Origin of the sequence: Hydrogenophaga intermedia, from assembly GCF_000723405.1 — a bacterium.
Taxonomy (GTDB): domain Bacteria; phylum Pseudomonadota; class Gammaproteobacteria; order Burkholderiales; family Burkholderiaceae_C; genus Hydrogenophaga; species Hydrogenophaga intermedia.
The window spans coordinates 93,770-118,542 of the sequence record NZ_CCAE010000006.1 but is presented as its reverse complement, the minus strand read 5'-3'; the positions used below and the strand labels follow the sequence as shown (position 1 = coordinate 118,542).

Here is a 24,773-nt window from a genome sequence, read left to right as displayed (position 1 = left end):
GGGCCTTTCAGGCGTCGGTTGGGTGGTGGGGAAAAGTTGAACTCAGTCGGCCAGGGTCTGCTGGATGTGGCCTGTGTGGTGGCCACGCTCCCAGGTGGGCTCGTCGCGCACGACCCATTGCATCGCGTGCAGCTCGGTGATGGCCTGGACCCAGCTGGTGGCCAGGCTGTCGAGGATGGCCTCGCCCTGCTCGCGCGTGGCGGTGGTGGGGTCGCCGATCACACCGCTGGGGCCGAAGTCGCGGGCCACCCAGGCGCAGGCGGGGCGGCCGTCGGCCGACAGGATCTTGGAGGGGAACACCGGCGGGAAGGCCGCCTCGGCGCGCTCCATGTGCACGGTGTCGGGCGCCAGCGCGAGCATGAGCGCGGTCTCGGAGTGGCCCGCGTGCATGGACTGCTTGCGCTCCTGCTCGCTGATGAACTTGCCCGATACGTTGGGCACGCGCGAGACGCCGAAGGGCACGATGACGAAGTCGCCATGGCGCAGGCGCAGCTCGCGCGCGGCCATCTCCAGCACCTGGGGCTGGCCGCCGTGGCCGTTGGCGAACACCAGCTTGCGAAAGCCCGAGCGGTAGACCGACTCGCCGAGTTCGATCATGGTGGACAGCAGGGTGGTGCCGCTGAGCGTCATGGTGCCGGCGAAGTGCAGGTGCTCTTCGGACTTGCCGTAGCTGATGGGTGGCAGGCCGAAGGCGCGCACGTCGGCGGGCAGGCGCTCGAAGGCCTTGCCGATGACGCCGGCCGCGATCACCGTGTCCACCGAGCAGGGCAGGTGCGGGCCATGTTGCTCGGTCGCGCCCACGGGCAGCACGATGACGGTGTTCTCGCGGTCGGGCAGCGCGGTGATTTCGGTCCAGCTCAGGTAAGGCAGGAAGCGGTGCGGGGGAAAGTAGCCGTGCAGCATGGCGGAGTCCTCGTGGGGTGTGGGGTCAGCGCGAAGGCGCGTCGTCGCGGGTGTCGGTGTCGATGGCGCGGCCGTGGCGCAGCACGCGGCGGCGTGCGGTGCGCGTGGGCCAGGACCAGGCATCGGCCTGGTCGAAGATGACGAGGTCGGCGGGCCGGCCTTCGAGGCCGGGCGCATCCAACGGGGCTTCGCGGTCGAGCCAGTCGGCGCGGCACAGCGATTGCGACCAGGCATCCAAGGGCTCGTCGAGCTGGCCCGCGAGCACGGCGGCCTGCAGGGTCTCCACCGGGTCCAGGCTGCCGACGCGGCAGAACGGGTCCTGCACGTTGTCGCTGCCGATCAGCAGGGGGATGCCGCGTATGCGCGCTTCCTTCACCAGCGTGAGGCCGCGCTGGCGCGGCGTGCGGCCCTTGGCCGCGTCCTGCAGCAGCAGGTTGGTGATGGGCAGCGACACGAGCGTGATGGGCGCGCGCGCCACCGCGTCCAGCGTGGCCAGCGCGCGCGACTCGGGCTGCGCGGCCAGTGCGCAGGCGTGGCCACAGACCACGCGGCCGTCGAAGCGCGTGGCGCGCAGGTTGCGCGCGAGCCAGGCCAGGCCCTCGGCCTCGGGGTTGAGTTCCTCGTCCACGTGCAGGTCGAGGTCCAGGTTCTGTTCTTGCGCGGCGCGCAGCAGCTCGCGCAGCGCGCCGGGGTTCCACTGGCTGCTGTGCACGAAACCGCCCAACAGCGCGCCCGGCCCGCTCTCGGCGATGCGCCGCGCCAGCGCCTGCGCCACCGCGCGGTCCTCGCAGGGGCCGAGCTTGACCAGCGCGACGCGCTCGATCGCCACACGATCGCGCCACTCGTGCGCGAGTTCGCCCAGTACGTCCCAGGCCAGCGGCGTGGCTTGCGGGTCCCACCAGTCGATGTGCGTGCGCAGTCGGGTGGTGCCGGCCTGCCAGGCCCAGCGCAGGCCGCGCTGCATGCGTTCGCGCAGGTCCTCGCGCGTCCAGCGCTCGCGGTCGGCGATCACCGCCTCGATGGCGCCGAGCAGGCCCGGGCGCACGGCGCCCAGGCGCGGGCCGATGAAGGCCTTGTCCAGGTGCGCGTGCGCCTCGACGAAGCCCGGCAGCACCGGCGCGCCGCGCAGATCCCAGCGCGCCTGGCCCGCCGGCCCTTCGGCAACGGGCAGCGGCCGCACGCGCGCGATGCGGCCATCGGCGATGTCCAGCCGCGCGAGCGCGGGCCGGCCTTCGTGCTGTGGCCAGTCGGCGGGCAGCAGCCAGCGCGGCAGCCGCGCGCCGTGCAGCGCAGTGGGCGTGTCGGTGTCGGGCGCGGTGGGTGTCATGGCGGGCTCAGATGTCCAGCGTGAGCGTGGGCGTGAGGGCGCGCGCGCAGCACACCGCGACATGCGTGGCGCGCTCCTCGTCGGTGAGGCAACTGTCCTGGTGATCGGGCGTGCCGTCCAGGTAGGGGGTGATGCAGGAGGCGCAGATGCCCTGCTCGCACACCGTGTCCACGGGGATGCCCGCACCGTGCAGCACCATGGCGATGCTCTTGCCCGGCGGCACGTGCAGGCGCCGCTGACGGCGCGCGAGGATCAGTTCGAAGCCGGCCTCGGCGCTGGCGTCGGTGCCGGCGTCGGTGCCAGGAGGCGGGGCCTTCGGTGGCGCACCGAAATGCTCGAAGTGCACGCGCTCGGCCGGCCAGTCGTGGCAGGCCTCGCGCAGGCGGTCCATGAAGCCCTCGGGGCCGCAGTAGTAGATATGCGCGCCCGTTGGCGCCATCGCCACCAGCGTGGCCGGGTCGGCGCGGGTCTCGGGCGCGTCGTCGCGGTGCACCGTCACGCGATCGCGCCAGGGCGCGGCTTCCAGCGCCGCGCGCAGCGGCAGGTGGTCCGCGCTGCGCACGAACACGTGCAGGTCGAAGCTCGCACCGCGCGCGTGCAGGCTGTGCGCCATGGCCACCAGCGGCGTCACGCCAATGCCGCCGCCCAGCAGGCGGTGGTGCGGGGCCTGCGTCGCCAATGCAAACAGATTGCGCGGCCGACCGATGCGCAAGAGCTGGCCTTCGCGCGCCCACTGGTGCAGGGCGCGCGAGCCGCCGCGCCCGCGCTCTTCGCGCTTGACCGCAATCTCGTAGCCCTCGGCGCTGCGCGCCGGGTCGCCGCACAGCGAGTAGCTGCGCGCCAGGTCACCCGGCAGGTAAATGTCGATATGGGCGCCGGCCTCGGCCGGGGGCAGTGCCTGGCCGTCCAGACGCTTCAGAAGGTAGCCGCTCACCTCCTCGGTATGGCGCATCACACGCGCCACACGGACGCAGAATTCGCCTCGGATGGGCTCCGCGGACGGGGGCTTGGGCCAGGCCAGGGCGTCGCTCACTCTTAATTTGACCGTTCAATTTGACTAATTGGTCAGTATAGAAGCAATGCCTGTGCCACAAGGTCGGGAAAACCCGGCCTGGCGCGCTTGCGCCGGCGGCTCAGTCCTTGATCAGCCCGCAGCCGCGCAGCACGAAGGGGATCAGGTCGTTGGCCACGGCCTCGCGGTCCAGCGGCGCGCCCTGATGGCTGTGGCTGACCATCTCCCGCACCTGCAGCGCGAAGTCGGCGTGGTGCTGTGTCATGGCCCAGATGTGCATGAGCAGCAGGTGCGCGTTCATGGGCCGCATCAGGCCGCGCGCGATCCAGCCGTTGATGATCGCGACCTCCTGCTCGACCCAGACCCGCGCGTTGGGCCAGTAGCGTCCCAGGTTGTGGCCGCCGTCGAGGATCTCGCGCGTGAAGATGCGTGAGACGGTCGGCTGGTCGAAGGCGTGGTCCAGCTTCTGGCGGATGTAGTGGGCCAGGATGTCGGCGGGCTCGGTGAGGCCCGGCGGCGCGAACTCGATCTTCCAGGCCATCATCACCGAGTCGAGCAGTTCGGCGTAGAGCTCTTCCTTGCCGGTGATGTAGTAGTGCAGCTGCGGCTTGGTGAGGCCCGCGCGTTCGGCGATGGCCTGGGTGGAGGTGCCCCTGAGCCCGTGCAGGCTGAACTCTTCGATGGCCGCCTCGCGGATGGCGGCGAGGATGCGCTGGCGGCTTTCGCGCGCGGGGCGGGCCTTGCGCGCGGGCGCGTCGGTCGGCGCGGGGCGGGTCGCGGATCGCGCCGGGGAGCGGGCGGTGGTCATGGTGGGAGCGGCTCGGCGCGGCACTCGCGAAAGGGGGAAATGATGATAGCAGCGGCCCCTGTCGGCGCGCGGTTCGCGCCCTGATCAGGTGCATCCCTTGACCATGTTGGTGCGTATGCCGACGGCGCGCGCGTCATTCATCAAGATGCCGCGCGCGCGACCGATAAGCGGGGCTGGGCCGACGCCTTCGCGGCCCGCTTCCACCCACCGTCCATGGCGCACGACCTACCCACTTCCGCCGATCACTGGCTGCGGCACATGCCCGGCGTCGAACGCCAGCGCCAGGAGCTGCGCCTGGTCGAAAGCGCCTGGGACCAGCTCTCGCTGCTGTCCTCCCTGTCGCCCTTGTCCGCACGCGCCGCCTCGGGCGACGACCTCGCCCAGGCGCGGCGCGACTTCTCCGCGCTGTCCGACGAACTGCTGCAGGGCCTGGTGTCGGAGGCGCTGCAGCACCGCATCGACGACCTCGGCACGCGCGCGCAGGTCTGCATCGACGTGCTGGTGCGCAACCTGTTCGAGCGCACGGCCGACATCGGCTTCTTCGCCACCGACGTGGGCGTGGCCGAGTACCTTGCGCGGCCCGAGCCCGCGCTGCGCCCGCGCATCGAGCAACGCCTGCGCGCCTACGCGAGCAAGTACACGGTCTACCGCGACATCGTGCTGTTCGACGCCGAGGGCCGGCTGTGCGCGAGCCTGTGTGAGGCCGCCTGCCCGGACACGGACGGCGCCGCACAGGACCTGCTGCGCGAGGCCATGCGCAGCGTCGCGCCTTACGTGGAACGCTTCGCGCCGCAGGGCTTCGGCGGACGGGCCGGGCCGGCCCTCGTCTACGCGCGCCGTGTCGAGGCCGATGGGCGATCGCTGGGCGTGCTGTGCCTGGTCTTCGACCTCGCCGACGAGCTGCCGACGGTCTTCGACTCGCTGGGCGGCCCAAACGCCGATGAGGGCGAGGGCGTGCTGCTGGCGCTGGTGGATGCTGAGGGCCGGGTGCTGGGGTCCAGCGACGCCCTGCAACTGCCCGCGGGCTGGCGGCTGCCGCGGGCCGACGCGGCCGGCGCGCGCTTGTTGCACCACCTGAGCCGGCGCTACCTGGCGGTGGTTCGCGACACGCACGGCTTCCAGGGCTACGCGGGCCCGGGCTGGCGCGGCCTGGCGCTGCTGCCCATCGACCTGGCCTTCGACGAGCCCGCGCGCGGCGACAACCCGTCGGCCTTGAACGAGGCACTGGCGGGTCATGCCGAGGTGCTGTCGGCCGGCTTGCGCGACATCCCGCGCCGCGCCTCGGCCATCGAGTCCGCGCTGGAGCGCTCGGTGTGGAACGGCCTGCTGGAGTTGCGGCAGATGGACGACGGCGGGCGCGAGGGCGCGCTCGCGCCCCGCGATCTGCTGTTCGCGCAGACCCTGCTGTCGGAGATCGGTGGTGCCGCGCGGCGCACGGCGAGGGTCTTCGCGGGTGCGCTGCAGGACCTCTACGGCATGGTCACGCGCTCGCTGCTGAGCGACGCGCAGAGCCGCGCCGCGCTGGCCATGCAGATCCTCGACCGCAACCTCTACGAGCGGGCGAACGACTGCCGCTGGTGGGCCTTGACGCCGCAGTTCGCCAGCACGCTGCGCACCGGCGAGACGGGCTGCGCACGAGCGAGCGCCGTGCTGCGCGACATCAACGCGCTCTACACGGTCTACAGCGGCCTGGCGCTGTTCGACCGCCAGGGCCGCGTGGTGGCGGTGTCGCGGGCCGAACACGAGCCGCACGTCGGCGCACCGCTCGGCGACGCGCCCTGGGTGGCGCGCTGCCTGGGCCTGGCCGACGAGCAGCACTATGTGGTGAGCGACTTCGAGCCCAATCGCTTCAGCGCCGAGCCCGCCTTCGTGTACGCGGCCGCGGTGCGCGGCGAGAACGGCGAGGTGCTGGGCGGCGTGGCCGTGGTATGGGATGCGGTGGCGCAGTTGCGCTCCATCCTCGACGACGTCTCCAGCGGTTGCGGGCCGCGCGATGCGCTGGCCTTCGTCGACGCGCGGGACCGCGTGGTGCTGAGCGTCGGCGCGGCCACACCGCTGCAGGCGGACGGCGTGGTGGGGACCTGCCGCACGGGCGGGCGACTGGTCAACGTGGCGGGCCAGGTGTTCGGTGTCGGCGTGAGCCGGGGCCAGGGCTACCGCGAGTACCGCGCGCGCGACGGCCACGACCACGGCCTGAGTTGCCTGAGCCTGCGCCACCTGTGCGAACGCCGGCCGGCGCCGCGCGCAGCGCCGCTGCCGCCGACCGATGCCGCGCGCGAAGACGGCCCGGCCCGCCTGCGCCTGGCCAGCTTCCTGCTCGGCGGGCACTGGCTTGCGCTGGACGCGCGCCACGTGCTCCTGGCTGCGCCCGACGCCGCGGTGCTGGGGCGCAGCGCCGCGCGCGCGCCCTTCTGCGGACTGGTTCAGGTGGGTGAGCAGGTGCACCCCGTGGTCGACTTGCGGCAGGCGGTGGCGGGCCTGGACGCATCGACCGAGCGAGAGAGCGGGACGGATCGCCAGCTCATCGTGGTGCGTGTGCCGCGTGCCGATGGCGCGGCGCGCAGCTTCGCGCTGCGCGTCGATGCCCTGGGGCCGATGGTCGATGTCGCGCCATCGCGGCGACAGCGCCTGGGCCTGGCGCAGGTGGGGGGCGGTACGCCCTTGATCGACGCCCTCGTGGCGGTGGAGGCACCGGGGGCTGGTGGGGGCTCGCGCGTGCTGTGCTGCATCGCGCCCGACTGGCTGGAGCGCTGCGCGGACCAGGCCTTGGGCGACTGCGCGCCGCTGGACCTGGACGCGTTGCTCGCCCACGCCTGAGGCGGCGTGAGCGGCAGGAGCGAAGCGCGTGGCCCTCAGCCGCGCGGGCGCAGCGCCACCGCCTCGATCTCCACGCGCACCGGCGCGATGAGTCCCGCGATCACCGTCGAGCGCGCCGGCGCCGTGGCGGCCGGGAAACGCTCGGCGTAGGCCGCGTTGAAGCCGGGGTAGTCCTGCCCGTCCACCAGCCACACGGTGGTCTTCACCACGTCGGCCAGCGTGCAGCCGGCGCGGCGCAGGATGTCCTCGATCAGGTCGATCGTGTAGTGCGTCTGGCTCACGATGTCCTCGCCCGCGGGCTGGCCGTTGCGCATGGGCACCTGGCCCGCGACGAAGACCAGGCGCTCATTCGCCACCACGGCGGGCGAGATCGGTTGCACCACACCGGCCCGCTGCACGGGCGGGCCGATGTGCTCGATGTCGGTGTTGTCCGGCATGCGTGCGATCAGTCCGCGGTCAGTCCGGCTTCACGCCGGCCGTCTTCACGATGCCGGCCCACTTCTTGTTCTCGGCCTCGATGAAGGCCTTGTACTCGGCCGCACCGCTGCCGCCCAGCTTGAAGCCACGCGAGACGAAATACTCCTGGATGTCGGGGCTGGCGAGCGCCGCGTTCACGTCCTTGTTGATCTTGTCGACCACGGCCGCGGGCGTGCCGGGCGGCGCGAACAGGCCTTGCCACGACAGGGCCTCGAAGCCCGGGTAGCCGCTCTCTGCCACGGTGGGCACATTGGGGAACAGGGGGTGACGCTCTTTCGACGTCACCGCGATCGGCGTGATCTTCTTCGCCTCGATCTGCGGCATCACCACCAGCACGTCGCCGAACATCAGGTCGATCTGGCCGCCCATGAGGTCGGTCAGCGCGCCCGCGCTGCCGCGGTAGGGGATGTGCAGCAGCGCCGTCTTGGTGGCCAGTTCGAACATCTCGCCTGTGAGGTGCATGGACGTGCCGGTGCCCGGCGAGCCGTAGGTGATGGAGCCCGGCTTGGCCTTGGCCGCCGCCACGAGCTCTGGCAGGGTCTTGGCGCTCAGGCGTTCGTTGCGCACGATGATGAGCGGCGCGCTCACCACGGCCGTCACGGGCGTGAACCCCTTGATCGGGTCGTAGGGCAGGTTGGGGTAGAGCGAGCCGGCGATGCCGTTGCTGCCGGTCACGCCGATGAGCAGGGTGTAGCCATCGGGCGCGGCCTTGGACACGTGGTCCGCGCCCACGGTGCCGCCCGCGCCGGGGCGGTTGTCCACGATGACGGGCTGCTTCCATTGCGCGGAGAGCTTCTCGCCGATCTTGCGCGCGAGCAGGTCGGTGCTGCCGCCGGGCGGGAAGGGCACGACGATGCGCACCATCTTGCTCGGGTAGGCGTCCTGCGCGGACGCGGTCATGGGCGCGAGCGCGGCCATGCCGACGGTGGTGGCCACGGTCAGGGCACTGACGAGGCTTCTGCGGGTGAGGGTGATGCGGTTCATCGTGTTCTCGCTTTCAAGTGGATGGTTTCAGTGGCGTGGCATGGCCTCGCCCCACGCGCCTCCTCCGGCCGTTTCTATGACGAGCCTGTCTCCAGCGGACCAGTCGACACGCGCCCTCGCGGGCAGCACGTCGACACGTCCATCGGATCTTTCGACGCGAGCGGCCGAGGGCGCGCCGTCGCCGCCCCCTTCGCTGCCGCGCGCGCGGCTGACATGGCGCTCGCCCCGGTAGGAGACGCTGCCCTGTCCTTCTAGCAATTCGTAGACCCGGCGCACGCCGTGGCCACCGTTGAAACGGCCCGCGCCACCCGAGGCTTCGCGGATCGCGTAGCAGTGCACGCGCAGCGGCGCTTCCGACTCGATCACCTCGAGCGGCGTGTTGCGCGCGTTGCCTACGTCGGTGGAGACGCCGCTGGTGCCGTCACCGTGCGCGCTCGCGCCCGCGCCGCTGGCGATGATCTCGGTGAGCAGCCAGCGCTGGCCGTCGGCGCGTGCGCCGCTGAGCGAGAGCACCGTGGCCACGCCCGCGTTGGCCGCGAGCGGGTCGCGCGACGCGCCCGAGGACCAGGCGCCGAGCATGGCGTTGCACGCCAGCTTGAGCGTGGCGGTGCGCGCGTTCACCGCGGCCGGCAGGGCCGGGTTGACCACGCTGCCCTCGGGCAGGATCCAGGTGGCCGGTGCCAGGCAGCCCGCGTTGTTGGGGGCCTGCGGCGCGAGCGAGCGCATGAAGAAGAGGATCGCCGACATCATGCTCGACGGCGAGGCGTTCACCGGCCCGCGCGTCTGCGGCGAGGAGCCCGTGAAGTCGATGGTGAGTGCGTCGCCCTGTTTGCGCAGGCTCACGGCGATGCGCACCGGCGTGTCGCTGATGCCGTCGCCGTCGAGCTGGTCCTGCCAGTGCCACTCGCCGTCGGGCGCGGCGCTCAGTGCCTTACGCGTGAGGCGCTCGGACTGCGCCAGCAGCGCGTCGCACACGGCCCCGAAGGGCGCGCCGGTGCGCGCGCGCAACGCGGCCATCTCGCTGGCGCCCAGGCTCACCGCCGACCACTGCGCGTTCAGGTCGCCCAGCAGGTTGCCGGGCGTGCGGCTGTTGGCCGTCAGCAGGGCCTCGATGCCGGGATCGGGCTCGCCCTTCACGCGCCAGCGCACGGGCGGAATGCGCAGGCCTTCCTGGTAGATCTCGGTGGCGTTCGGCGGGATCGAACCCGCCGCGACACCGCCCACATCTTGGTGGTGCAGGATCGCCGCGGCCAGTGCGATCACCGCGCCGTCGCCGAACACCGGGCGCACCACGATCAGGTCGGGCAGGTGCGTGCCGCCCGACCACGGGTCGTTCATCAGCCAGGCATCGCCCTCGGCCATCGCGGCCACCGGGCAGCGTTGCAGCAGGCCGGCGATGGCGGGGATCAGCGAGCCCAGCAGCAGCGGCAGCGAGCGTGCCTGCGCAAGCAGGCGCCCGTCGGGCAGGAACACGGCGGCCGCGCAGTCGCCGCCCTCGCGCGCGATGGAGGAATAGGCCGCGCGCATCATGCGGCTCTGCATGCGGTCCACGATGCCCTGCAACGCGAGGCGCACGGGCTCCATGAGGATCAGGTGCTCGCGGTTCATGCTTCTTGCTCTCGGTGCATAAGCAGTGCGCCGTCCGGCGCCAATGTCCAGCGCCAGCCCTCGGGCACCCACACCGTGGTGGTGGCGGCGAAGATGGCGCGCGGGCCCGCGCCCTCGGTGGGGCAGCCGGCCCACAGCGCGGGGTCGGGGCGCAGGTGGTGGGCGTTGATGCCCGGCGCGGGCACGACCTGTTCGAACACGCCGCGCAGCAGCAGGGCCAGCACCTCGAAGCGCGCGGGCAACTGGCCGCGCAGGGTGTCGTAGCGGGCGGCGAAGCGCTCGCGCAGTGTGGTGAGGTCGTCGTCGGCTTCCCACGCCACCTCCACCGGGTTGCCCTGGCCAACGATGAGCAACTCCAGGCTCCAGCGCGCCTCGCCTTGGCGCACCGCGCAGCGCATCGCCTCACGGTGTTCGATCAGCGCGGCCAGGCCGTTCGCATCGAGCGGCAGCGCGCAGGAGCGTTCCACCGTGCGCGTGGGCGGGGAGGCCAGCAGGCCCAGCGCCGCGATCACGCCCGCGTGCGGGATCACGCGCACGCGCGGCACGCCAGCGAGCTCGGCCACCTCGGCCACGTGCTGCGCGCCGCCGCCGCCAGCGGCCACCAGCACGCAGTCGGCCGGGTGCAGGTCGCGCTGGAAGGCGCGCATCTTCACGCTCTCGGCCATGGCAGTGGCCGCGGTGGCGACGACGGCGCGCGCGGCGTCTTCCGCGTTCAGGCCCAGGGGTGCGGCCACGTCTCTCTCGATGGCGGCGCGCGCGCGCTTCACGTCGAGCACCACGCCGCCGGACAGCCGCTCGGGCAGGCGGCCCAGCAGGACCAGCGCGTCGGTCAGCGTGGCCTCGGTGCCGCCCAGGCCATAGGCCGCGGGGCCGGGCCAGGCGCCCTGCGAGCGCGGGCCCAGGCGCAGGCCGCCGCCCGCGTTCACCGTGGCCAGGCTGCCGCCGCCGATGGACAGCGACTCCACGTCCGCGCAGCGCAGGCGCAACGTGAGGTCGCCGCACAGCAGCGTGTCGCTGAACAGCGGGCGGCCGGCGTCGAGCAGGCCGATGTCGGTGCTGGTGCCGCCCACGTCCACCGACATCACCACGCGCGCGGCGTCGTTGTCGCCTTCACCGGTGGCCTTCGGCAGGCTCGCGGCCACACCTTGCAGCGCGGCGCAGGGGCCCGACATCGCCAGGCCGATGGGGCGCAGCGCTGCGTCGGTCCAGGGCGCGATGCCGCCTTCAGAGCGCATCAGCGCGGGCTCGGGCAGGCCACGCGCGCGCAGCGCCTCGCCCAAGGCGTGCAGGTAACGCTGCACCAGCGGCTTGCTGTACGCGTCGAAGGCCGTGACCAGGAAGCGCTCGAACTCGCGCGGTTTCGGATCGACCTCGCTGGACAGCGAGACCAGCAAGTCGGGCTCGGCGTCGAGCAGCCAGTCGCGCACCTGTTGCTCGTGTGCGGGCCGCAGGTGCGCGAACAGCAGGCACACCGCCACCGAGGCGATGCCTTGCGCGCGCAGTTGGTGGGCGATGGCGCTCACCTGCGCGCGGTCCAGCGGTTCGACCTCGTCGCCGTGCGCGTCGATGCGCCCGCCGATCTCGAACCGCAGCTCGGCCGGGAACAAGCGGCGCTCGGGCGTGGGCGGTGCCACGGCGGGCGTGTACAGGTCGCGCCGGTCCTGGCGCGCGAGGGCGAGCACGTCGCGCAGGCCTGCGTTGGTGAGCACGGCGACCGGGCCGGCGCCCTGTTCCAGCAGCAGGTTGGTGACCACGGTGGAGCCGTGCACCAGGCGCGCCACCTGCGCGGGCTCGATGCGCTGTTCATCGAGCAGGCGCTGCACCGCCGCCAGGATGGGTTGCACCAGCTCGCCGGCCTCGCGCGGGTGCTTGAGCGCGCGCAACTCACCCCCGCTGGAACAGGCGACCACGTCGATGAAGGTGCCGCCCATGTCCACGCCGATGGCCCATTGCGCGCTCATCGTCGGTCCTTCATCTGAACCGCGAGGCGGAGAAGGGGGCGAGGTCCACCTGCGTGGGCCGACCCGCGACAAGGTGCGCGACCTCACGCCCCGTGGTGGCGCCCATGCACATGCCCATGTGGCCGTGGCCGAAGGCCATCCAGGCGTTGTCCACGTCGCGGTTGCGGTCGATCACGGGCAGGCTGTCGGGCATGCAGGGGCGGTGGCCCATCCACTGCGTCACCTCGGACGTGTCCAGGTGCGGGAACAGGCGCAGGCCCTGGCGCAGCAGGGCCTGGGCGCGCTCGTAGTTGGGCGCGCGCTTGAGGCCCGCGAACTCCACCGTGCCCGCCAGGCGCAGGCCCATGGCCATGGGGTTGATCATCAGGTTGGCCTCGGAGGCCATCACCGTGTGGCGCAGCGTCAGGTTGGAGCTGCGCACCGTGACGTGGTAGCCGCGTTGCGTCTCCAGCGGCACGCGGTCGCCCAGCTGCGCCGCGAGCGCGCCGGACCAGGCGCCGGCCGCGATCACCACGCCGTCGACCGCCAGCGGCTCGCCGCTGTCCATGCGCAGGCCGGTCACGCGCCGGCCCGCGCGCTCGAAGCCGGTGACCGAGCGGTGGTCGTGGCGCGCGCCGTCGCGCAGGGCCTGGCGGCACAGGGCCTTCACCAGTTGCGACGGGTCCAGCGTGGAGCCGTTGTCGGGCGCCAGGATGCCGAAGCGGAACTGGCCCTTCAGGTCGGGCTCCAGCGCCTCGAGCTCCTCTCGCTCCACGTCGACCAGGTTCACGCCGAGCGAGCGGCGCAGGTTCATGCCCCACTTCCACTGCGCCGCGGCCTCGCGCGAGGAGTAGACGTACAGGCAGCCGGTGCGGCGCACCAGCTCGCTGGCGTTCGCGTGGTCGAGCAGCGGGCCGTAGCAATCGAAGATGGGGCGCAGCAGGGTCTGCAGCGCGCCGGCGATGCGCGTGACCTCCTGCGGCGTGGAGTGGCGCAGCATCCGCACCAGCCACGGCATCACGCGCGGCAGGTAGCCCGTGCGCACGGTGAGCGGGCCCAGCGGGTCGAGCAGCCACTTGGGCACCTTGCGCCACATGCCCGGCATGCCCACGGGCAGGCAGGCGCTGGGTGAGAGCGAGCCCGCGTTGCCGAAGGAGCAGGCTTCGCCCGGTTCGAGTGGGTCGACGAAGGTGATCTGGTGGCCATCGCGCTGCAGCCAGGCGGCGCTGCAGGCGCCCACGATGCCGGTGCCGATGACGGCGATGTGCATGAGGAATCCGGGAAGAACGGGGTAAGAAACGGGGAGGCCGGGTCATTCTAGGAATGGGCTTGTCATCAACCAAGCCAATTCTTTTGATGGATCGATCAGGTAACCTGATGGTGGTGCGCCCACGGCGCACCATGCACCGTCGTCGATCGTGGAGGACCCATGAACATCAGCCTGCGCCAGATGCGCGCCTTCGCCGCCGTCACGCACAGCGGCAGCTTCACCGGCGCCGCGCGCCAGCTCAACCTCACGCAGTCGGCCGTGAGCATGCTGGTGCAGCAGCTCGAACAGGAACTGCGCCTGCAGCTCTTCGACCGCGGCCGCACGGCCATCACGCTCACCGAGGCGGGGCGCAACCTGCTGCCTCTGGCGCAGCGCATCCTGGAGGACGTGCGCCAGGTACTCGATGGCGCGTCCGAGATCCGCGCGCTGCGGCGCGGCTTCCTGCGCGTGGCCACCTCGCAGATGATGGCCTGCACCTGGGTCGCCTCCATCCTCAACGAGTTCGGCGAGCAGCACCCGCAGATCAGCGTGCGGCTGAAGGACGCGGTGGCCGACGGCGTGGTGGACACGGTGCGCCACGGCGCGGTGGAGCTCGGCATCGGCCCCGACCGCCTGACCGGCGAGGACGTGACGCGCAGCTTCCTCATGAACGTGCCGCTGCGCTTCGTCTGCCCCGCGGGGCACCCCGCCTACGACCGCGCGAGCGTGTCATGGAAGGACCTGCGCGAGGAGCGCTGGATCGGCTACTCGAACGAGTTCACCCGCCACCTGGAGCGCAGCCTGCACGCGCACGGGCACGACTTCGCGCTCAACACGGTGAGTGACGTCGACTACATCACCACCGCGCTGGCGCTGGCCGGGCACGGCATGGGCGTGCTGGTGGCGCCCGAGTACGCGCGGTCCTTCGCGGGCAACTTCGGCGTGCGCTTCATCCCGCTGCGCGGGCCGGCGGTGCAGCGCGAGTACTTCGTCTACCAGCGCAAGGGGCAGTCCTTGTCACCGGCGGGCGCGGCGTTCCTGGCCTTGCTGCGCCAGCGCCATGGGGTGCCGCGGCGCAAAGCGGTGCGGTGACGTTGCAAAATGGTGCGTTTTTTGTTTCAACCGCACCATTCTGGAGCCCCGTGAAGACCCCCTCCGCCGAGCAGTTCCTGCACACCGTCGCCGAGCGCAACCCCGGCCAACCCGAATTCCTGCAGGCCGTGACCGAGGTGATGGAGAGCCTGTGGCCCTTCATCGCCGAGCACCCGAAATACGCCGAACACAGCCTGCTGGAGCGCCTCGTGGAGCCCGAGCGCGTGGTCATGTTCCGCGTGTCCTGGGTGGACGACCACGGCACGGTGCGCGTCAACCGCGGCTACCGCATCCAGCTCAGCATGGCCATCGGCCCGTACAAGGGCGGCATCCGTTTCCACCCCTCGGTCAACCTCTCGGTGCTTAAATTTCTGGCATTCGAGCAGACCTTCAAGAACGCGCTGACCACGCTGCCCATGGGTGGTGGCAAGGGCGGTGCCGACTTCGACCCCAAGGGCAAGAGCCCCGGCGAGGTGATGCGCTTCTGCCAGGCCTTCGTGAGCGAGCTGTTCCGCCACGTGGGCTCGGACACCGACGTTCCCGCGGGCGACATCGGCGTGGGCGGGCGCGAGGTGGGCTTCATGGCCGGCATGACCAAGAAGCTCAGCAACCGCGCCGACTGCGTCTTCACCGGCAAGGGCCTGAGCTTCGGCGGCTCGCTGATCCGCCCCGAGGCCACCGGCTACGGCACCGTGTACTTTGCCGAGGAAATGCTCAAGACCCGCGGCATGTCCTTCCAGGGCCTGCGCGTGTCGGTGTCGGGTTCGGGCAATGTGGCGCAGTACGCGGTGGAGAAGGCCATGGCGCTGGGCGCCAAGGTGGTCACCGTGTCCGACTCCAGCGGCACCATCGTCGACGAGGACGGCTTCTCACCCGAGAAGCTCGCCATCCTGATGGACGTGAAGAACCACCACTTCGGCCGCGTGAGCGACTACGCCCAGCGCACCGGCGCGCACTTCGAGGCCGGCAAACGCCCCTGGCACGTGCCGGTGGACGTTGCCCTGCCTTGTGCCACGCAGAACGAGCTGGACGCGAACGACGCCGCCACCCTGATCGCCAACGGCGTGAAGTGCGTGGCCGAGGGCGCCAACATGCCGTCGACCATCGAGGCCGCCACGGCCTTCGAGAACGCGGGCGTGCTGTTCGGCCCGGGCAAGGCCAGCAACGCGGGTGGCGTGGCCACCTCGGGCCTGGAGATGAGCCAGAACGCGCTGCGCCTGTCGTGGCCGCGCGACGAGGTGGATGGCCGCCTCTTGCAGATCATGCAGGGCATCCACGCCGCCTGCGTGCGCCACGGCCGCCGCGCCGACGGCACGGTGAGCTATGTGGATGGCGCCAACATCGCCGGCTTCGTGAAGGTGGCCGACGCGATGCTCGCGCAGGGCGTGATCTGAGGTGCCGCCGCGGGCGGCGCTTCAGCGCCAGCCCGTGGGCTTCGTCAGCCGGAACCGCAGCACGGGGTCGGGCGAGTCCGCACCCGTGGCGGGCCGGCGCGTGCCCGTGATGGCGAGGCGCCCGCCGCAGTCCTCGGCCACGCCGTTCCACACCGCCGCCATGTCGACGCCGTCGTCGGATTCGTCGAAGTGGAACTCACCGTCGGTGACGTCGCCCGAGACGATGGAGCGCCGCATCTGGCCACCGGTGCCGCGCAACAGGTCGCCGCGCACGCTGCCGCCGTACTCGGGGTGGCGCTCCAGGCGCAGCACGCCCGTGTCGAGCGGGCGTTCGGCGGACCCGCCTTCGTTCCAGAACGTGGCGTTCCATTCGCCGCTCAGGCGCGCGGGCGGCACGTGATCGGGCACGGTGCAGGTGCCGGTGGCCTGGGCGGCGGCCCAAGCGGGCAGCGCGGCCAGGGCGACGGACAGCAGGGCGCGCCGCATCAGGCCTGCGCCTTCTGCTCGGCCGTGCCGTCCTGCGCGCGCTTGGCAAACTCCGCGCGCAGGGCCCGCAGTTTCTCGCGCGGGTCTTCCTTCACGGTTTCCTTGTCCAGTGCCATTTCGGCGATGAAGCGGCTCGCCGCGCCAGGCACGCTCTCGCGGCCCTTCTTGCGGCGCTTGAGCCAGCTCACCGCCAGCGTGCGCTGCGCGCGCGTGATGCCCACATACATCAGCCGGCGCTCCTCCTGGATGCGCTGCTGCTGCACCTCGCCGCTCAGCGTGTCGTCGTCCACCTTGAAGGGCAGCAGGCCCTCGTTCACGCCGGCCAGCGTCACGTGCGGCCACTCCAGGCCCTTGGACGCGTGCAGCGTGGACAGGGTGACCACGTTCTGGTCCTGCTCGCGCTCGGACAGCGTGGAGATCAGTGCGATCGTCTGCACCACCTCCAGCAGCGTCTTGCGCTCGGTCTCGGTGGTGGCGCCCGCCGCGTCGTCGATCTGCCCGCCGCAGCGCCCCGCCACCCAGTCGCAGAACTCCATCACGTTGGTCCAGCGCGCCGCGGCCACCTTCTCGTTGTCTTCGTTGTCGTACAGGTGCTGCTCGTAGCCAATGTCCTTGAGCCATTCGGTGAGGAAGGTGCGCGCGGCCTCGTGCCCCACGGTGTGGCGCGCGCGGTACTCCAGGTCGTTCACCTGGCGGCCGAACTCGTGCAACGCGCTGATGGCGCGGCCCGACACCGCGCTGGGCAGCGAGTGCGAGAACAGCGCGGCGAACAGGCTCAGCTTGTACTGCGTGGCGAAGCCGCCCAACTGCCCCAGCGTGGTGTGGCCGATGCCGCGCTTGGGCGTGGTGGCCGCGCGCAGGAAGGCCGGGTCGTCGTCGTTGTTGGTGAGCAGGCGCAGCCAGGCGCACAGGTCGCGGATCTCGGCCTTGTCGAAGAAGCTCTGGCCACCCGACACCTTGTAGGGCACCTGCGCGCGGCGCAGCGACTGCTCGAACACGCGCGCCTGGTGGTTGGCACGGTAGAGGATGGCGAAGTCGCGCCACTCCTTGTGCTGCGAATTGGCGCGCAGGCTCAGGATGCGCGCCACCGCGCGCTCGGCCTCGTGCTCCTCGTTGTCGCAGTCCACCACACGCACCGGCTCGCCCTCGCCCAGCTCGCTCCACAGCGTCTTCTGGAACAGCTTGGGGTTGGGCCCGATGACGTGGTTGGCCGCGCGCAGGATGGCGCTGGTGGAGCGGTAGTTCTGCTCCAGCTTGATGACCTTGAGCTCGGGAAAGTCCTGCGGCAGGCGCTTGAGGTTGTCCAGCGTGGCGCCGCGCCAGCCGTAGATGGACTGGTCGTCGTCGCCCACGGCGGTGAAGCGCGCGCGCTCGCCCACCAGCAGCTTGAGCAGCTCGTACTGCGTGGCGTTGGTGTCCTGGTACTCGTCCACCAGCACGTGGCCCATCTTCTTCTGCCACTTCTCGCGCACCTCGGCGTGCTCGCGCAGCAGCTTCAGCGGCAAGGCGATGAGGTCGTCGAAGTCCACCGCCTGGTAGGCCACCAGACGCTCCTCGTAGCGCTGCATGATCAGCGCGGTGCTGCGCTCGTTCTCGTCGCGCGCCTGCGCCAGCGCGGCGGCGCTGTTGAGGCCGGCGCTTTTCCAGGCGCTGATGGTCCACTGCCACTGGCGCGCGGTGGCGGCGTCGGTGGTGGTGCCGCAGTCCTTGAGCAGGCTGGTGATGTCGTCGGTGTCGAGGATGCTGAACTGCTTCTTCAGGCCCAGCACCTCGCCGTCCTCGCGCAGCAGGCGCACGCCCAGCGCGTGGAAGGTGCAAATCAGCACCTTCTTCGCGTCGCGCCCCACCAGGTGGCCGGCGCGCTCGCGCATTTCGGCGGCGGCCTTGTTGGTGAAGGTGATGGCCGCGATGCGGTTGGCCTCCAGCCCGGCCTGGATCAGCCGCGCGATCTTGTGCGTGATCACGCGCGTTTTGCCCGACCCGGCGCCCGCCAGCACCAGACAGGGGCCGCCCAGGTGGTTCACGGCTTCAAGCTGGGCGAGGTTCAGACCGGCGGACATGGAAGGCGGCGAGGCAAAGCGAAGGATCATAGCGGCCGGGGGTGTCGAGGCCTGACACAATGCCGCCCGTGCTGCAGGTCCTGCTCATCACCTTCCCCTTCTTCGCGCTCGTGCTCGCCGGCTACCTGGCCGCGCGGCGGCGACTGCTGCCGCTGGAGGCCATTCCCGGGCTCAACGGCTTCGTGCTGTTCTTCGCTTTGCCCTGCATGCTCTACCGCTTCGGCTCCACCACGCCGATCGCGCAGCTGCTGGACGCCAAGGTCGCCGGCCTGTACCTGTTGTGCGGACTGCTGGTGGTGGGCGTCACCATCGCCATCACGCTCAACGCCCGCATCCGCTGGAACGACGCCGCCTTCGGCGCGCTGGTGGCGGCCTTTCCCAACTCGGGCTTCATGGGCGTGCCCCTCATCGTCGCCTTGTTGGGCGACAGCGCCGCCGGCACGGTGATCCTCACCATGGTGGTGGACATGCTGGTGACCAGTTCGCTGTGCATCGCGCTCTCGCGCCTCGATGGCGCGGGGGGCAGTGGCCGATCGGCCGTGTGGCCGGCCGCGCGCAAGGCCTTGCGCGGCGTGCTCACCAACCCCATGCCCTGGGCCATCGGCCTGGGCGGCGTCGCCTCGGCCTGGGCCTTCCAGTTGCCGGGCCCGGTGGAGAAAACGGTCTGGCTGCTGGCCGACGCGGCATCGCCGGTGGCACTGTTCACCATCGGCGCCGTGTTGGCGCGTGCGCAGATGACGGCCAATCACCCCATGCCCCTGGGCGACTACCTGCCGGTGGCCGCGTTGAAGCTGGTGGTGCACCCGCTGCTGGTGCTGGGCGCAGGGCTGCTGGCCATGCGCCTGGGTCTGGGCTTGTCCAGCGCCGCGCTCACGGTGATGGTGCTCACGGCCGCCTTGCCCAGCGCCAGCAACGTCTCCCTGCTGGCCGAGCGCTTCGGCGCCGACAACGGGCGCATCGCCCGCATCATCCTGGTCACCACCGCAGTGGCCTTCCTTACCTTCTCCGGCGCCGTCACGCTGCTGACCTGAGGCCCTGCTTCCATCGACGAAGCATCACCACCAATCGATAGTTATGATCTATCGATGATATTCGCTCAATTGCATGGACGTTGAGCGGGTGGCTCACCAGAATGTCCGTAGTCGCTGCTCAGGCCTCGGCATGAACACGACCATACCAACCCGCCCCCACCAGGAGACCACCATGTCAGAAGCCAAGTGTCCCTTCCACGCCCCCGCCAGCGGCGGCACGTCCAACAAGGACTGGTGGCCGAACCAGTTGCGCCTGGACCTGCTGAACCAGCACTCGAGCCGCTCCAACCCCCTGGGCACGTCGTTCAACTACGCTGACGAGTTCAAGAAGCTCGACTACAAGGCCCTGAAGGCCGACCTCAATGCCCTGATGACGGATTCGCAGGACTGGTGGCCCGCCGACTTCGGCAACTACGCGGGCCTCATGATCCGCATGGCCTGGCACAGCGCCGGCACCTACCGTGTGGGCGATGGGCGTGGTGGCGCCGGGCGTGGTCAGCAGCGCTTCGCGCCGCTGAACTCCTGGCCCGACAACGTGGGCCTGGACAAGGCCCGTCGCCTGCTGTGGCCCATCAAACAGAAGTACGGGCAGAAGATCTCGTGGGCCGACCTGATGGTCCTGGCCGGCAACGTGGCGCTGGAGAACACGGGCTTTCGCACCTTTGGTTTCGCCGGTGGGCGCGAGGACGTGTGGGAACCCGACCAGGACGTGTACTGGGGCAAGGAGACGGCTTGGCTGGCGGCCAGCACCACACCCAACAGCCGCTATTCGCACAGCAAGCCAGGTGAGCGCGACCTCGAAAACCCGCTGGGCGCCGTGCAGATGGGCCTGATCTACGTGAACCCCGAGGGCCCGGACGGCAGCGGCGACCCGGTCGCGGCGGCCAAGGACATCCGCGAGACCTTCAAGCGCATGGCCATGGACGACGAAGAGACCGTGGCACTGATCGCCGGTGGCCACACCCTGGGCAAGACCCACGGCGCGGGCGCGGCCAGCCACGTGGGCGTGGAGCCCGAGGGCGGTGAGCTGGAGGCGCAGGGCTTCGGTTGGGCCAGCAAGCATGGCAGCGGCATGGGCGCCGACACCATCACCTCCGGCCTGGAGGTCACCTGGACCAGCACCCCCGCGCGCTGGAGCAACGACTTCTTCCAGTTCCTGTTCAAGTACGAGTGGGAGAAAACCAGGAGCCCGGCCGGCGCCATCCAGTGGGAGGCGAAGGGCGCCGAGGCCTTCATCCCCGGCCCCACGCCCGACTCGCCCAAGCGCAAGCCCAGCATGCTGACGACCGACCTGTCGCTGCGCTTCGACCCGGCCTACGAGAAGATCTCGCGCAAGTTCCTCAACGACCCGCAGGCTTTCGCCGAGGCGTACGCGCGCGCCTGGTTCAAGCTCACGCACCGCGACCTGGGGCCGAAGTCGCGCTACCTGGGGCCCGAGGTGCCGAAGGAAGACCTGCTCTGGCAGGACCCGCTGCCGGCGCCCACCCACCAGCCCACGGCGGCCGACATCGCCGACGCGAAGGCCAAGATCGCCGCCGCCGGCATTCCGGTGTCCGACCTGGTGACCACCGCCTGGGCGTCCGCCTCCACGTTCCGCGGCGGTGACAAGCGCGGCGGCGCCAATGGCGCGCGCATCCGCCTGGCACCGCAGAAGGACTGGGCCGTCAACGCCATCGCGGTGAAGACCCTGCCCAAGCTGGAGGCCATCCAGAAGGCGAGTGGCAAGCTGTCGCTGGCCGACGTGATCGTGCTGGCCGGTGGCGTGGGCATCGAGATGGCCGCCAAGGCGGCCGGTGCCTCGGTGGACGTGCCCTTCGCGCCGGGTCGCGTGGACGCCTCGCAGGAACAGACCGACGTCGAGTCGTTCGAGTACCTCGAGCCCTTCGCCGACGGCTTCCGCAACTACCTCAAGGCCCCTTCGTCGGTGCCAGCCGAGCACCTGCTGGTGGACAAGGCCCAGTTGCTGACGCTCACCGCGCCCGAGATGACGGCTCTGGTCGGAGGCCTGCGCGTGCTGGGCGCCAACTTCGATGGCAGCAAGCTCGGCGTGTTCACCGCCAGGCCCGGCACGCTGACGAACGACTTCTTCGTCAACCTGCTCGACATGGGCACGGTGTGGGGCCCGTCCGGCGACCAGTACGAGGGCCGTGACCGCAAGAGCGGCGCAGTGAAGTGGACGGGCAGCCGCGTCGACCTGGTGTTCGGCTCCAACTCGGTGCTGCGCGCCCTGGCCGAGGTGTATGGCAGCGCAGACGGCAAGGACAAGTTCGTGAAGGACTTCGTCGCCGCCTGGGTCAAGGTCATGAACCTGGACCGCTTCGATCTCGCCTGATCGCGCGCACTGGCCGGGGGCTCAAGCCCCGGCCAGGGGCGGCCGATATCCCGGACATGGGCACGGCGTCCGTGCCCGGGATTGACCATGATCACCGCCCCCATCCCCAGCGACGAGGAAATCCGGCTGCAGGCCCTGCGCGACCTGCTGCTGCTCGACACCCCGGCCGAGGAACGCTTCGACCGCATCACGCGCTTCGCGATGAACGAGTTCGACGTGCCGATCGCCACGGTCTCCTTCGTGGACCGGGGCCGCCAGTGGTTCAAGTCGCAGTTCGGCCTGGACAGCATCGAAACGCCGCGCGATGTGTCCTTTTGCGGCCACGCCATCCTGGAGCGCCAGACCCTGGTCGTGCCGGACGCGCTCAGGGACGAGCGCTTCCTCGACAACCCGATGGTGGTGGGCCCGCCGTGGGTGCGCTTCTATGCGGGCGCGGTGCTGCGCATGCCCTGGGGGCCCGCCGTGGGCACCTTGTGCATCATGGACCGGCGGCCGCGCCAGATCGATCGCCTGGGGCTGAACATCCTGTGCTCACTGCGCGACCTGGTGGTCGACGAGCTGGTGCGCCGCGAAGAGGCCACGTCATGACGAGTTCCGTTCATGGCGCCTTGCCGCAACTGCTGCTGATCGAACCCGACCGCATGGTGCGCAGCTCGGTGACCAGCGTGTGCCGCGGCATGGACCTGGCGCAGGTGCACCAGGCCGCCACACTGGCCATCGGCCAGCAGATGCTGCAGGCGCAGCGCATGGACGCGGTGCTGGCGTCGCTGGCCGAGGGAGAGGCCGCGCTGGCCCTGCTGGCGCGCTTGCGCGAGAGCCACCCGCGGATGCAGATGGCGGTGATGGCCACCAGCGCCAACGCCGCCATCGTTCAGCAGCTCAAGGCCCTGGGTATCCGGCGCCTGTTGCTGCAACCGTTCAAGATCCGCGACGTGGTGTTGACGGTGGAGGCGCTGTGCGAGGTGCTGCCGTTGAATGCGGCTGCTGCCCAATGAAGCGCCGCTGACGGTTCACGACGGGTTCACAGGCTCAGCGGGTCCACGTCCACCGCGAAGCGGATGAGGCCGCGCGCCTCGGGCAGGGCGCGGCATTGCAGCAGCACCGCCTGCCAGGCGGCCAGGAAGCGCCGCAGCGCCGCGCGCGAAGGGCTTTCCACCAGCAGTTGCGCGCGCTCCACGTTGGCCACGCGCTGGATGGTGAGCGGCACGGCGGGGAACAGGGTCACGGCCTCGCGGTGCGGCAGGTCTTTCGCAGCGGCGGCCGCCGCGTTCAGGAAGCCCTGCGCCGCCTCCTGCGTGCGCGCGTCGGCGCGCAGCAAGGCCTGGTGGCCGAAGGGCGGCATGCCCGCGGCCTCGCGCTCGGCCAGCTCGGTGGCCGCGAAGCCGGCGAAGTCGTGCGCGCGCAGGTGCGTGAAGAGCGGGTGCTCGGGCACCCAGGTCTGCACCCACAGCTCGGCCGCGCCGCTGTGCGCGGCGTCGCGCCCCGCGCGCCCGCCGGCCTGCATCAGCAGCGCGAACAGGCGCTCGGGCGCGCGGTGGTCGGCGGCGAACAGGGCGGCGTCGGGCTGCACGGCGGCCACCAGAGTGATGCGGCGGAAGTCGTGCCCCTTGGCGATCATCTGCGTGCCCACCAGCACGTCCACCTCCCCCGCGTGCAGGGCGGCCAGTTGCGCCTCCAGGCTGCCCTTGGTCTTGGTGGTGTCGGCGTCCATGCGGGCCACGCGCACGGGGCCGCCGTCGGGGCGGTGGACGTCCGCCAGCAGGCCGGCGAGCTGCTCTTCCACCTGCTCGGTGCCGCGGCCCACGGGCTCGATGTCGAGGTTGCCGCAGTCGGGGCAGGCGCGCGGCACGCGCTGGGTGAAGCCGCAGTGGTGGCAGCGCAGCGTGCGGTCGAGCTTGTGGAAGACGCGGTAGGCGCTGCAGTGCGGGCAGCCGCTCTTCCAGCCGCAGGCGTGACAGGCCAGCACGGGCGCGTAGCCGCGCCGGTTGATCAGCACCAGGCACTGCTCGCCGCGCGCGATGCGCTCGCCCATGGCGGCCAGCAGCGGTGGCGCCAGCAGGGCGCCCTTGGGCTGGTGGTTCATGTCCACCAGGCGCAGGCGCGGCAGCGCGCCGCCGCCGATGCGCGCGGCCATGGCCAGGCGGCGGTAGCGGCCTTGCTCGCTGGCGTGCCAGCTCTCCAGCGAGGGCGTGGCCGAGCCCAGCAGCACGCGCGCGCCCTGCAGCTTGCCGCGGTAGATGGCCAGGTCGCGCGCCGAGTAGCGCGCGCCGTCCTGGCTCTTGTAGCTGGGGTCGTGCTCTTCGTCGACGACCACCAGCCGCAGGCCGGGCAGGCTGGCGAACACCGCCAGCCGCGTGCCCAGCACGATGCGCGCGCGCCCGGTGTGCGCGGCGATCCAGGCGGCCAGGCGCTGCGCGGGCGTCATGCCGCTGTGCAGGCAGACCACGGTGTCGTGGCCGAAGCGGGCGCGAAAGCGTTCTTCGAGCTGGGGCGTGAGGTTGATCTCGGGCACCAGGATGAGTGCCTGGGCGGCGGGGTCGGCGGCCAGGGTGCGTTCGGTGGCCTGCAGGTAGACCTCCGTCTTCCCGCTGCCGGTGGCGCCGAACAGCAAGGCCGGCGCGGTGTCGGCGGCGGCCAGGGCCTCCAGCGCGGCGGCCTGCTCGGGCGTGAGGGCGCGGGCGCTGTCGGGCGCCACGGCGGCCGGCTCGGCGCGCGCGGGGCGCTTGAGCCGGCGGGCCAGCTGCGTCGGGTCCAGGTCCCGCAGGGGCGGGGGCAGGGCCGCCAGGGCCACCTCGCCCAGGGCACGCTGGTAGTAGCGGGCGGCGAAGCCCACCAGCTCGCGCCAGGCCTCGTCCAGCGGGGGCAGGGCGTCCAGCACCTGGGCCACGTCGCGCGCCTGCCCCTCGGCCAGGTCCTCAGGCGGCGCGGCGTCGTTGCGCCACACGATGCCCAGCACCTCGCGCGCGCCCAGGGGCACGCGCACCAGCGTGCCGGGCGCCAGGGCGCGCTCGCTGCGGTAGCTGAGGGTGTCGCCCATCCCGCTGTGTGCGGGGGTGGCGACGACCACGGCGGGCCAGTGACACATGCTTAGGGTTGGTTCCTCACGTTTGTCAGCGAAATCGTCGCTAAGTGCTTGATGTGAAACAGTTGCCAGACATATCCAACGCTTCTGTGGATAACTTTGTTGATAGCCTGCTGCCGTCGCGCCGCAGGCCTTGAAAATCAACACTTTGCTTAAACTGCCTCAAAAAAA

At 71.2% G+C, this 24,773-nt stretch carries 19 protein-coding genes; 7 read left to right on the top strand and 12 right to left on the bottom strand.

Translation table 11 applies throughout. The features are described 5' to 3' along the window. Positions 1-42: 42 nt before the first annotated feature. The 4 genes from BN948_RS06205 to BN948_RS06190 form a co-directional block, all read right to left on the bottom strand. Positions 43-903, bottom strand: coding sequence for a creatininase family protein (locus BN948_RS06205; protein WP_009516180.1), 861 nt, complete (start codon positions 901-903; stop codon positions 43-45). Between the two features lie 25 nt (positions 904-928). Further along, on the bottom strand, positions 929-2,230 hold the full coding sequence (locus BN948_RS06200; RefSeq protein ID WP_009516178.1) for an amidohydrolase family protein: 1,302 nt from the start codon (positions 2,228-2,230) through the stop codon (positions 929-931). A gap of 7 nt (positions 2,231-2,237) precedes the next feature. Next, positions 2,238-3,182, bottom strand: coding sequence for a PDR/VanB family oxidoreductase (locus BN948_RS06195; protein ID WP_051755949.1), 945 nt, complete (start codon positions 3,180-3,182; stop codon positions 2,238-2,240). Between the two features lie 181 nt (positions 3,183-3,363). After that, entirely contained in the window at positions 3,364-4,050 is a 687-nt protein-coding gene (locus BN948_RS06190; protein ID WP_009516174.1) for a TetR family transcriptional regulator C-terminal domain-containing protein, read from the bottom strand. 258 nt (positions 4,051-4,308) lie between these two features. On the opposite strand from BN948_RS06190, the gene BN948_RS06185 reads away from it, so the two are divergent. After that, complete coding sequence (locus tag BN948_RS06185; protein WP_009516172.1) at positions 4,309-6,867, top strand: cache domain-containing protein; 2,559 nt, start codon at positions 4,309-4,311, stop codon at positions 6,865-6,867. A gap of 35 nt (positions 6,868-6,902) precedes the next feature. On the opposite strand, the gene BN948_RS06180 is transcribed toward BN948_RS06185, so the two are convergent. From BN948_RS06180 to BN948_RS06160, 5 genes are read right to left on the bottom strand one after another with little or no spacing between them, the layout of a single operon-like run. Beyond that, entirely contained in the window at positions 6,903-7,304 is a 402-nt protein-coding gene (locus BN948_RS06180) for a RidA family protein (protein ID WP_009516170.1), read from the bottom strand. A gap of 19 nt (positions 7,305-7,323) precedes the next feature. Beyond that, complete coding sequence (locus BN948_RS06175) at positions 7,324-8,328, bottom strand: Bug family tripartite tricarboxylate transporter substrate binding protein (protein ID WP_009516169.1); 1,005 nt, start codon at positions 8,326-8,328, stop codon at positions 7,324-7,326. A gap of 27 nt (positions 8,329-8,355) precedes the next feature. Further along, on the bottom strand, positions 8,356-9,936 hold the full coding sequence (locus BN948_RS06170; protein WP_009516167.1) for a hydantoinase B/oxoprolinase family protein: 1,581 nt from the start codon (positions 9,934-9,936) through the stop codon (positions 8,356-8,358). Then, positions 9,933-11,897 carry a hydantoinase/oxoprolinase family protein gene (locus tag BN948_RS06165; protein ID WP_009516165.1) on the bottom strand — a complete coding sequence of 655 codons (1,965 nt, stop codon included), beginning with the start codon at positions 11,895-11,897 and terminating at the stop codon, positions 9,933-9,935. Before BN948_RS06165 ends, BN948_RS06170 begins: the two co-directional genes overlap by 4 nt. Positions 11,898-11,907: 10 nt before the next feature. Next, a complete protein-coding gene (locus BN948_RS06160; RefSeq protein WP_009516164.1) occupies positions 11,908-13,146 on the bottom strand; it encodes an NAD(P)/FAD-dependent oxidoreductase in 1,239 nt (412 codons plus the stop codon). Between the two features lie 159 nt (positions 13,147-13,305). Between BN948_RS06160 and BN948_RS06155 the strand changes: the two genes are divergently transcribed. Then, positions 13,306-14,217, top strand: a complete 912-nt coding sequence (locus tag BN948_RS06155) for a LysR family transcriptional regulator (RefSeq protein ID WP_009516162.1) — start codon at positions 13,306-13,308, stop codon at positions 14,215-14,217. A gap of 50 nt (positions 14,218-14,267) precedes the next feature. Next, the gene (gdhA, locus tag BN948_RS06150; RefSeq protein WP_035620812.1) at positions 14,268-15,611 is read left to right on the top strand and encodes an NADP-specific glutamate dehydrogenase; all 1,344 of its coding nucleotides are present in this window, start codon (positions 14,268-14,270) and stop codon (positions 15,609-15,611) included. Between the two features lie 21 nt (positions 15,612-15,632). Here gdhA and BN948_RS25495 read toward each other — a convergent pair whose 3' ends face one another. Together BN948_RS25495 and BN948_RS06140 are read right to left on the bottom strand one after the other, a co-directional pair. Continuing rightward, positions 15,633-16,097 carry a hypothetical protein gene (locus BN948_RS25495; protein ID WP_009518402.1) on the bottom strand — a complete coding sequence of 155 codons (465 nt, stop codon included), beginning with the start codon at positions 16,095-16,097 and terminating at the stop codon, positions 15,633-15,635. Then, positions 16,097-18,157, bottom strand: coding sequence for an ATP-dependent helicase (locus BN948_RS06140; RefSeq protein ID WP_009518403.1), 2,061 nt, complete (start codon positions 18,155-18,157; stop codon positions 16,097-16,099). Before BN948_RS06140 ends, BN948_RS25495 begins: the two co-directional genes overlap by 1 nt. Before the next feature lie 68 nt (positions 18,158-18,225). Between BN948_RS06140 and BN948_RS06135 the strand changes: the two genes are divergently transcribed. The 4 genes from BN948_RS06135 to BN948_RS06120 all read left to right on the top strand — a co-directional run bounded on the left by BN948_RS06135 (position 18,226) and on the right by BN948_RS06120 (position 22,515). Beyond that, positions 18,226-19,188, top strand: coding sequence for an AEC family transporter (locus BN948_RS06135; RefSeq protein WP_035620858.1), 963 nt, complete (start codon positions 18,226-18,228; stop codon positions 19,186-19,188). Positions 19,189-19,360: 172 nt separating this feature from the next. Beyond that, positions 19,361-21,520: a catalase/peroxidase HPI gene (katG, locus tag BN948_RS06130; protein ID WP_009518405.1), complete on the top strand. Its 2,160-nt coding sequence runs from the start codon at positions 19,361-19,363 to the stop codon at positions 21,518-21,520. Between the two features lie 87 nt (positions 21,521-21,607). Further along, a complete protein-coding gene (locus BN948_RS06125) occupies positions 21,608-22,108 on the top strand; it encodes a GAF domain-containing protein (protein ID WP_051755946.1) in 501 nt (166 codons plus the stop codon). Beyond that, positions 22,105-22,515 (top strand): response regulator, encoded by a 411-nt coding sequence (locus BN948_RS06120; RefSeq protein ID WP_009518407.1) that lies wholly within the window; start codon positions 22,105-22,107, stop codon positions 22,513-22,515. Before BN948_RS06125 ends, BN948_RS06120 begins: the two co-directional genes overlap by 4 nt. Before the next feature lie 26 nt (positions 22,516-22,541). On the opposite strand, the gene priA is transcribed toward BN948_RS06120, so the two are convergent. After that, positions 22,542-24,605 carry a replication restart helicase PriA gene (gene priA / locus BN948_RS06115; RefSeq protein WP_009518408.1) on the bottom strand — a complete coding sequence of 688 codons (2,064 nt, stop codon included), beginning with the start codon at positions 24,603-24,605 and terminating at the stop codon, positions 22,542-22,544. Between the last annotated feature and the right edge of the window lie 168 nt (positions 24,606-24,773).

What these genes read in the sequence shown, in the direction of transcription:
- BN948_RS06160 (WP_009516164.1), bottom strand. Translation starts at nt 13,146, where the DNA reads ATGCACATCGCCGTCATCGGCACCGGCATCGTGGGCGCCTGCAGCGCC.
- BN948_RS06155 (WP_009516162.1), top strand. Translation starts at nt 13,306, where the DNA reads ATGAACATCAGCCTGCGCCAGATGCGCGCCTTCGCCGCCGTCACGCAC.
- priA (WP_009518408.1), bottom strand. Translation starts at nt 24,605, where the DNA reads ATGTGTCACTGGCCCGCCGTGGTCGTCGCCACCCCCGCACACAGCGGG.
- BN948_RS06140 (WP_009518403.1), bottom strand. Translation starts at nt 18,157, where the DNA reads ATGTCCGCCGGTCTGAACCTCGCCCAGCTTGAAGCCGTGAACCACCTG.
- BN948_RS06170 (WP_009516167.1), bottom strand. Translation starts at nt 9,936, where the DNA reads ATGAACCGCGAGCACCTGATCCTCATGGAGCCCGTGCGCCTCGCGTTG.
- katG (WP_009518405.1), top strand. Translation starts at nt 19,361, where the DNA reads ATGTCAGAAGCCAAGTGTCCCTTCCACGCCCCCGCCAGCGGCGGCACG.
- BN948_RS06185 (WP_009516172.1), top strand. Translation starts at nt 4,309, where the DNA reads ATGCCCGGCGTCGAACGCCAGCGCCAGGAGCTGCGCCTGGTCGAAAGC.
- BN948_RS06205 (WP_009516180.1), bottom strand. Translation starts at nt 903, where the DNA reads ATGCTGCACGGCTACTTTCCCCCGCACCGCTTCCTGCCTTACCTGAGC.
- BN948_RS06165 (WP_009516165.1), bottom strand. Translation starts at nt 11,897, where the DNA reads ATGAGCGCGCAATGGGCCATCGGCGTGGACATGGGCGGCACCTTCATC.
- BN948_RS06120 (WP_009518407.1), top strand. Translation starts at nt 22,105, where the DNA reads ATGACGAGTTCCGTTCATGGCGCCTTGCCGCAACTGCTGCTGATCGAA.
- BN948_RS06190 (WP_009516174.1), bottom strand. Translation starts at nt 4,050, where the DNA reads ATGACCACCGCCCGCTCCCCGGCGCGATCCGCGACCCGCCCCGCGCCG.
- BN948_RS06125 (WP_051755946.1), top strand. Translation starts at nt 21,608, where the DNA reads ATGATCACCGCCCCCATCCCCAGCGACGAGGAAATCCGGCTGCAGGCC.
- BN948_RS06195 (WP_051755949.1), bottom strand. Translation starts at nt 3,182, where the DNA reads ATGCGCCATACCGAGGAGGTGAGCGGCTACCTTCTGAAGCGTCTGGAC.
- BN948_RS25495 (WP_009518402.1), bottom strand. Translation starts at nt 16,097, where the DNA reads ATGCGGCGCGCCCTGCTGTCCGTCGCCCTGGCCGCGCTGCCCGCTTGG.
- BN948_RS06180 (WP_009516170.1), bottom strand. Translation starts at nt 7,304, where the DNA reads ATGCCGGACAACACCGACATCGAGCACATCGGCCCGCCCGTGCAGCGG.
- BN948_RS06200 (WP_009516178.1), bottom strand. Translation starts at nt 2,230, where the DNA reads ATGACACCCACCGCGCCCGACACCGACACGCCCACTGCGCTGCACGGC.
- BN948_RS06175 (WP_009516169.1), bottom strand. Translation starts at nt 8,328, where the DNA reads ATGAACCGCATCACCCTCACCCGCAGAAGCCTCGTCAGTGCCCTGACC.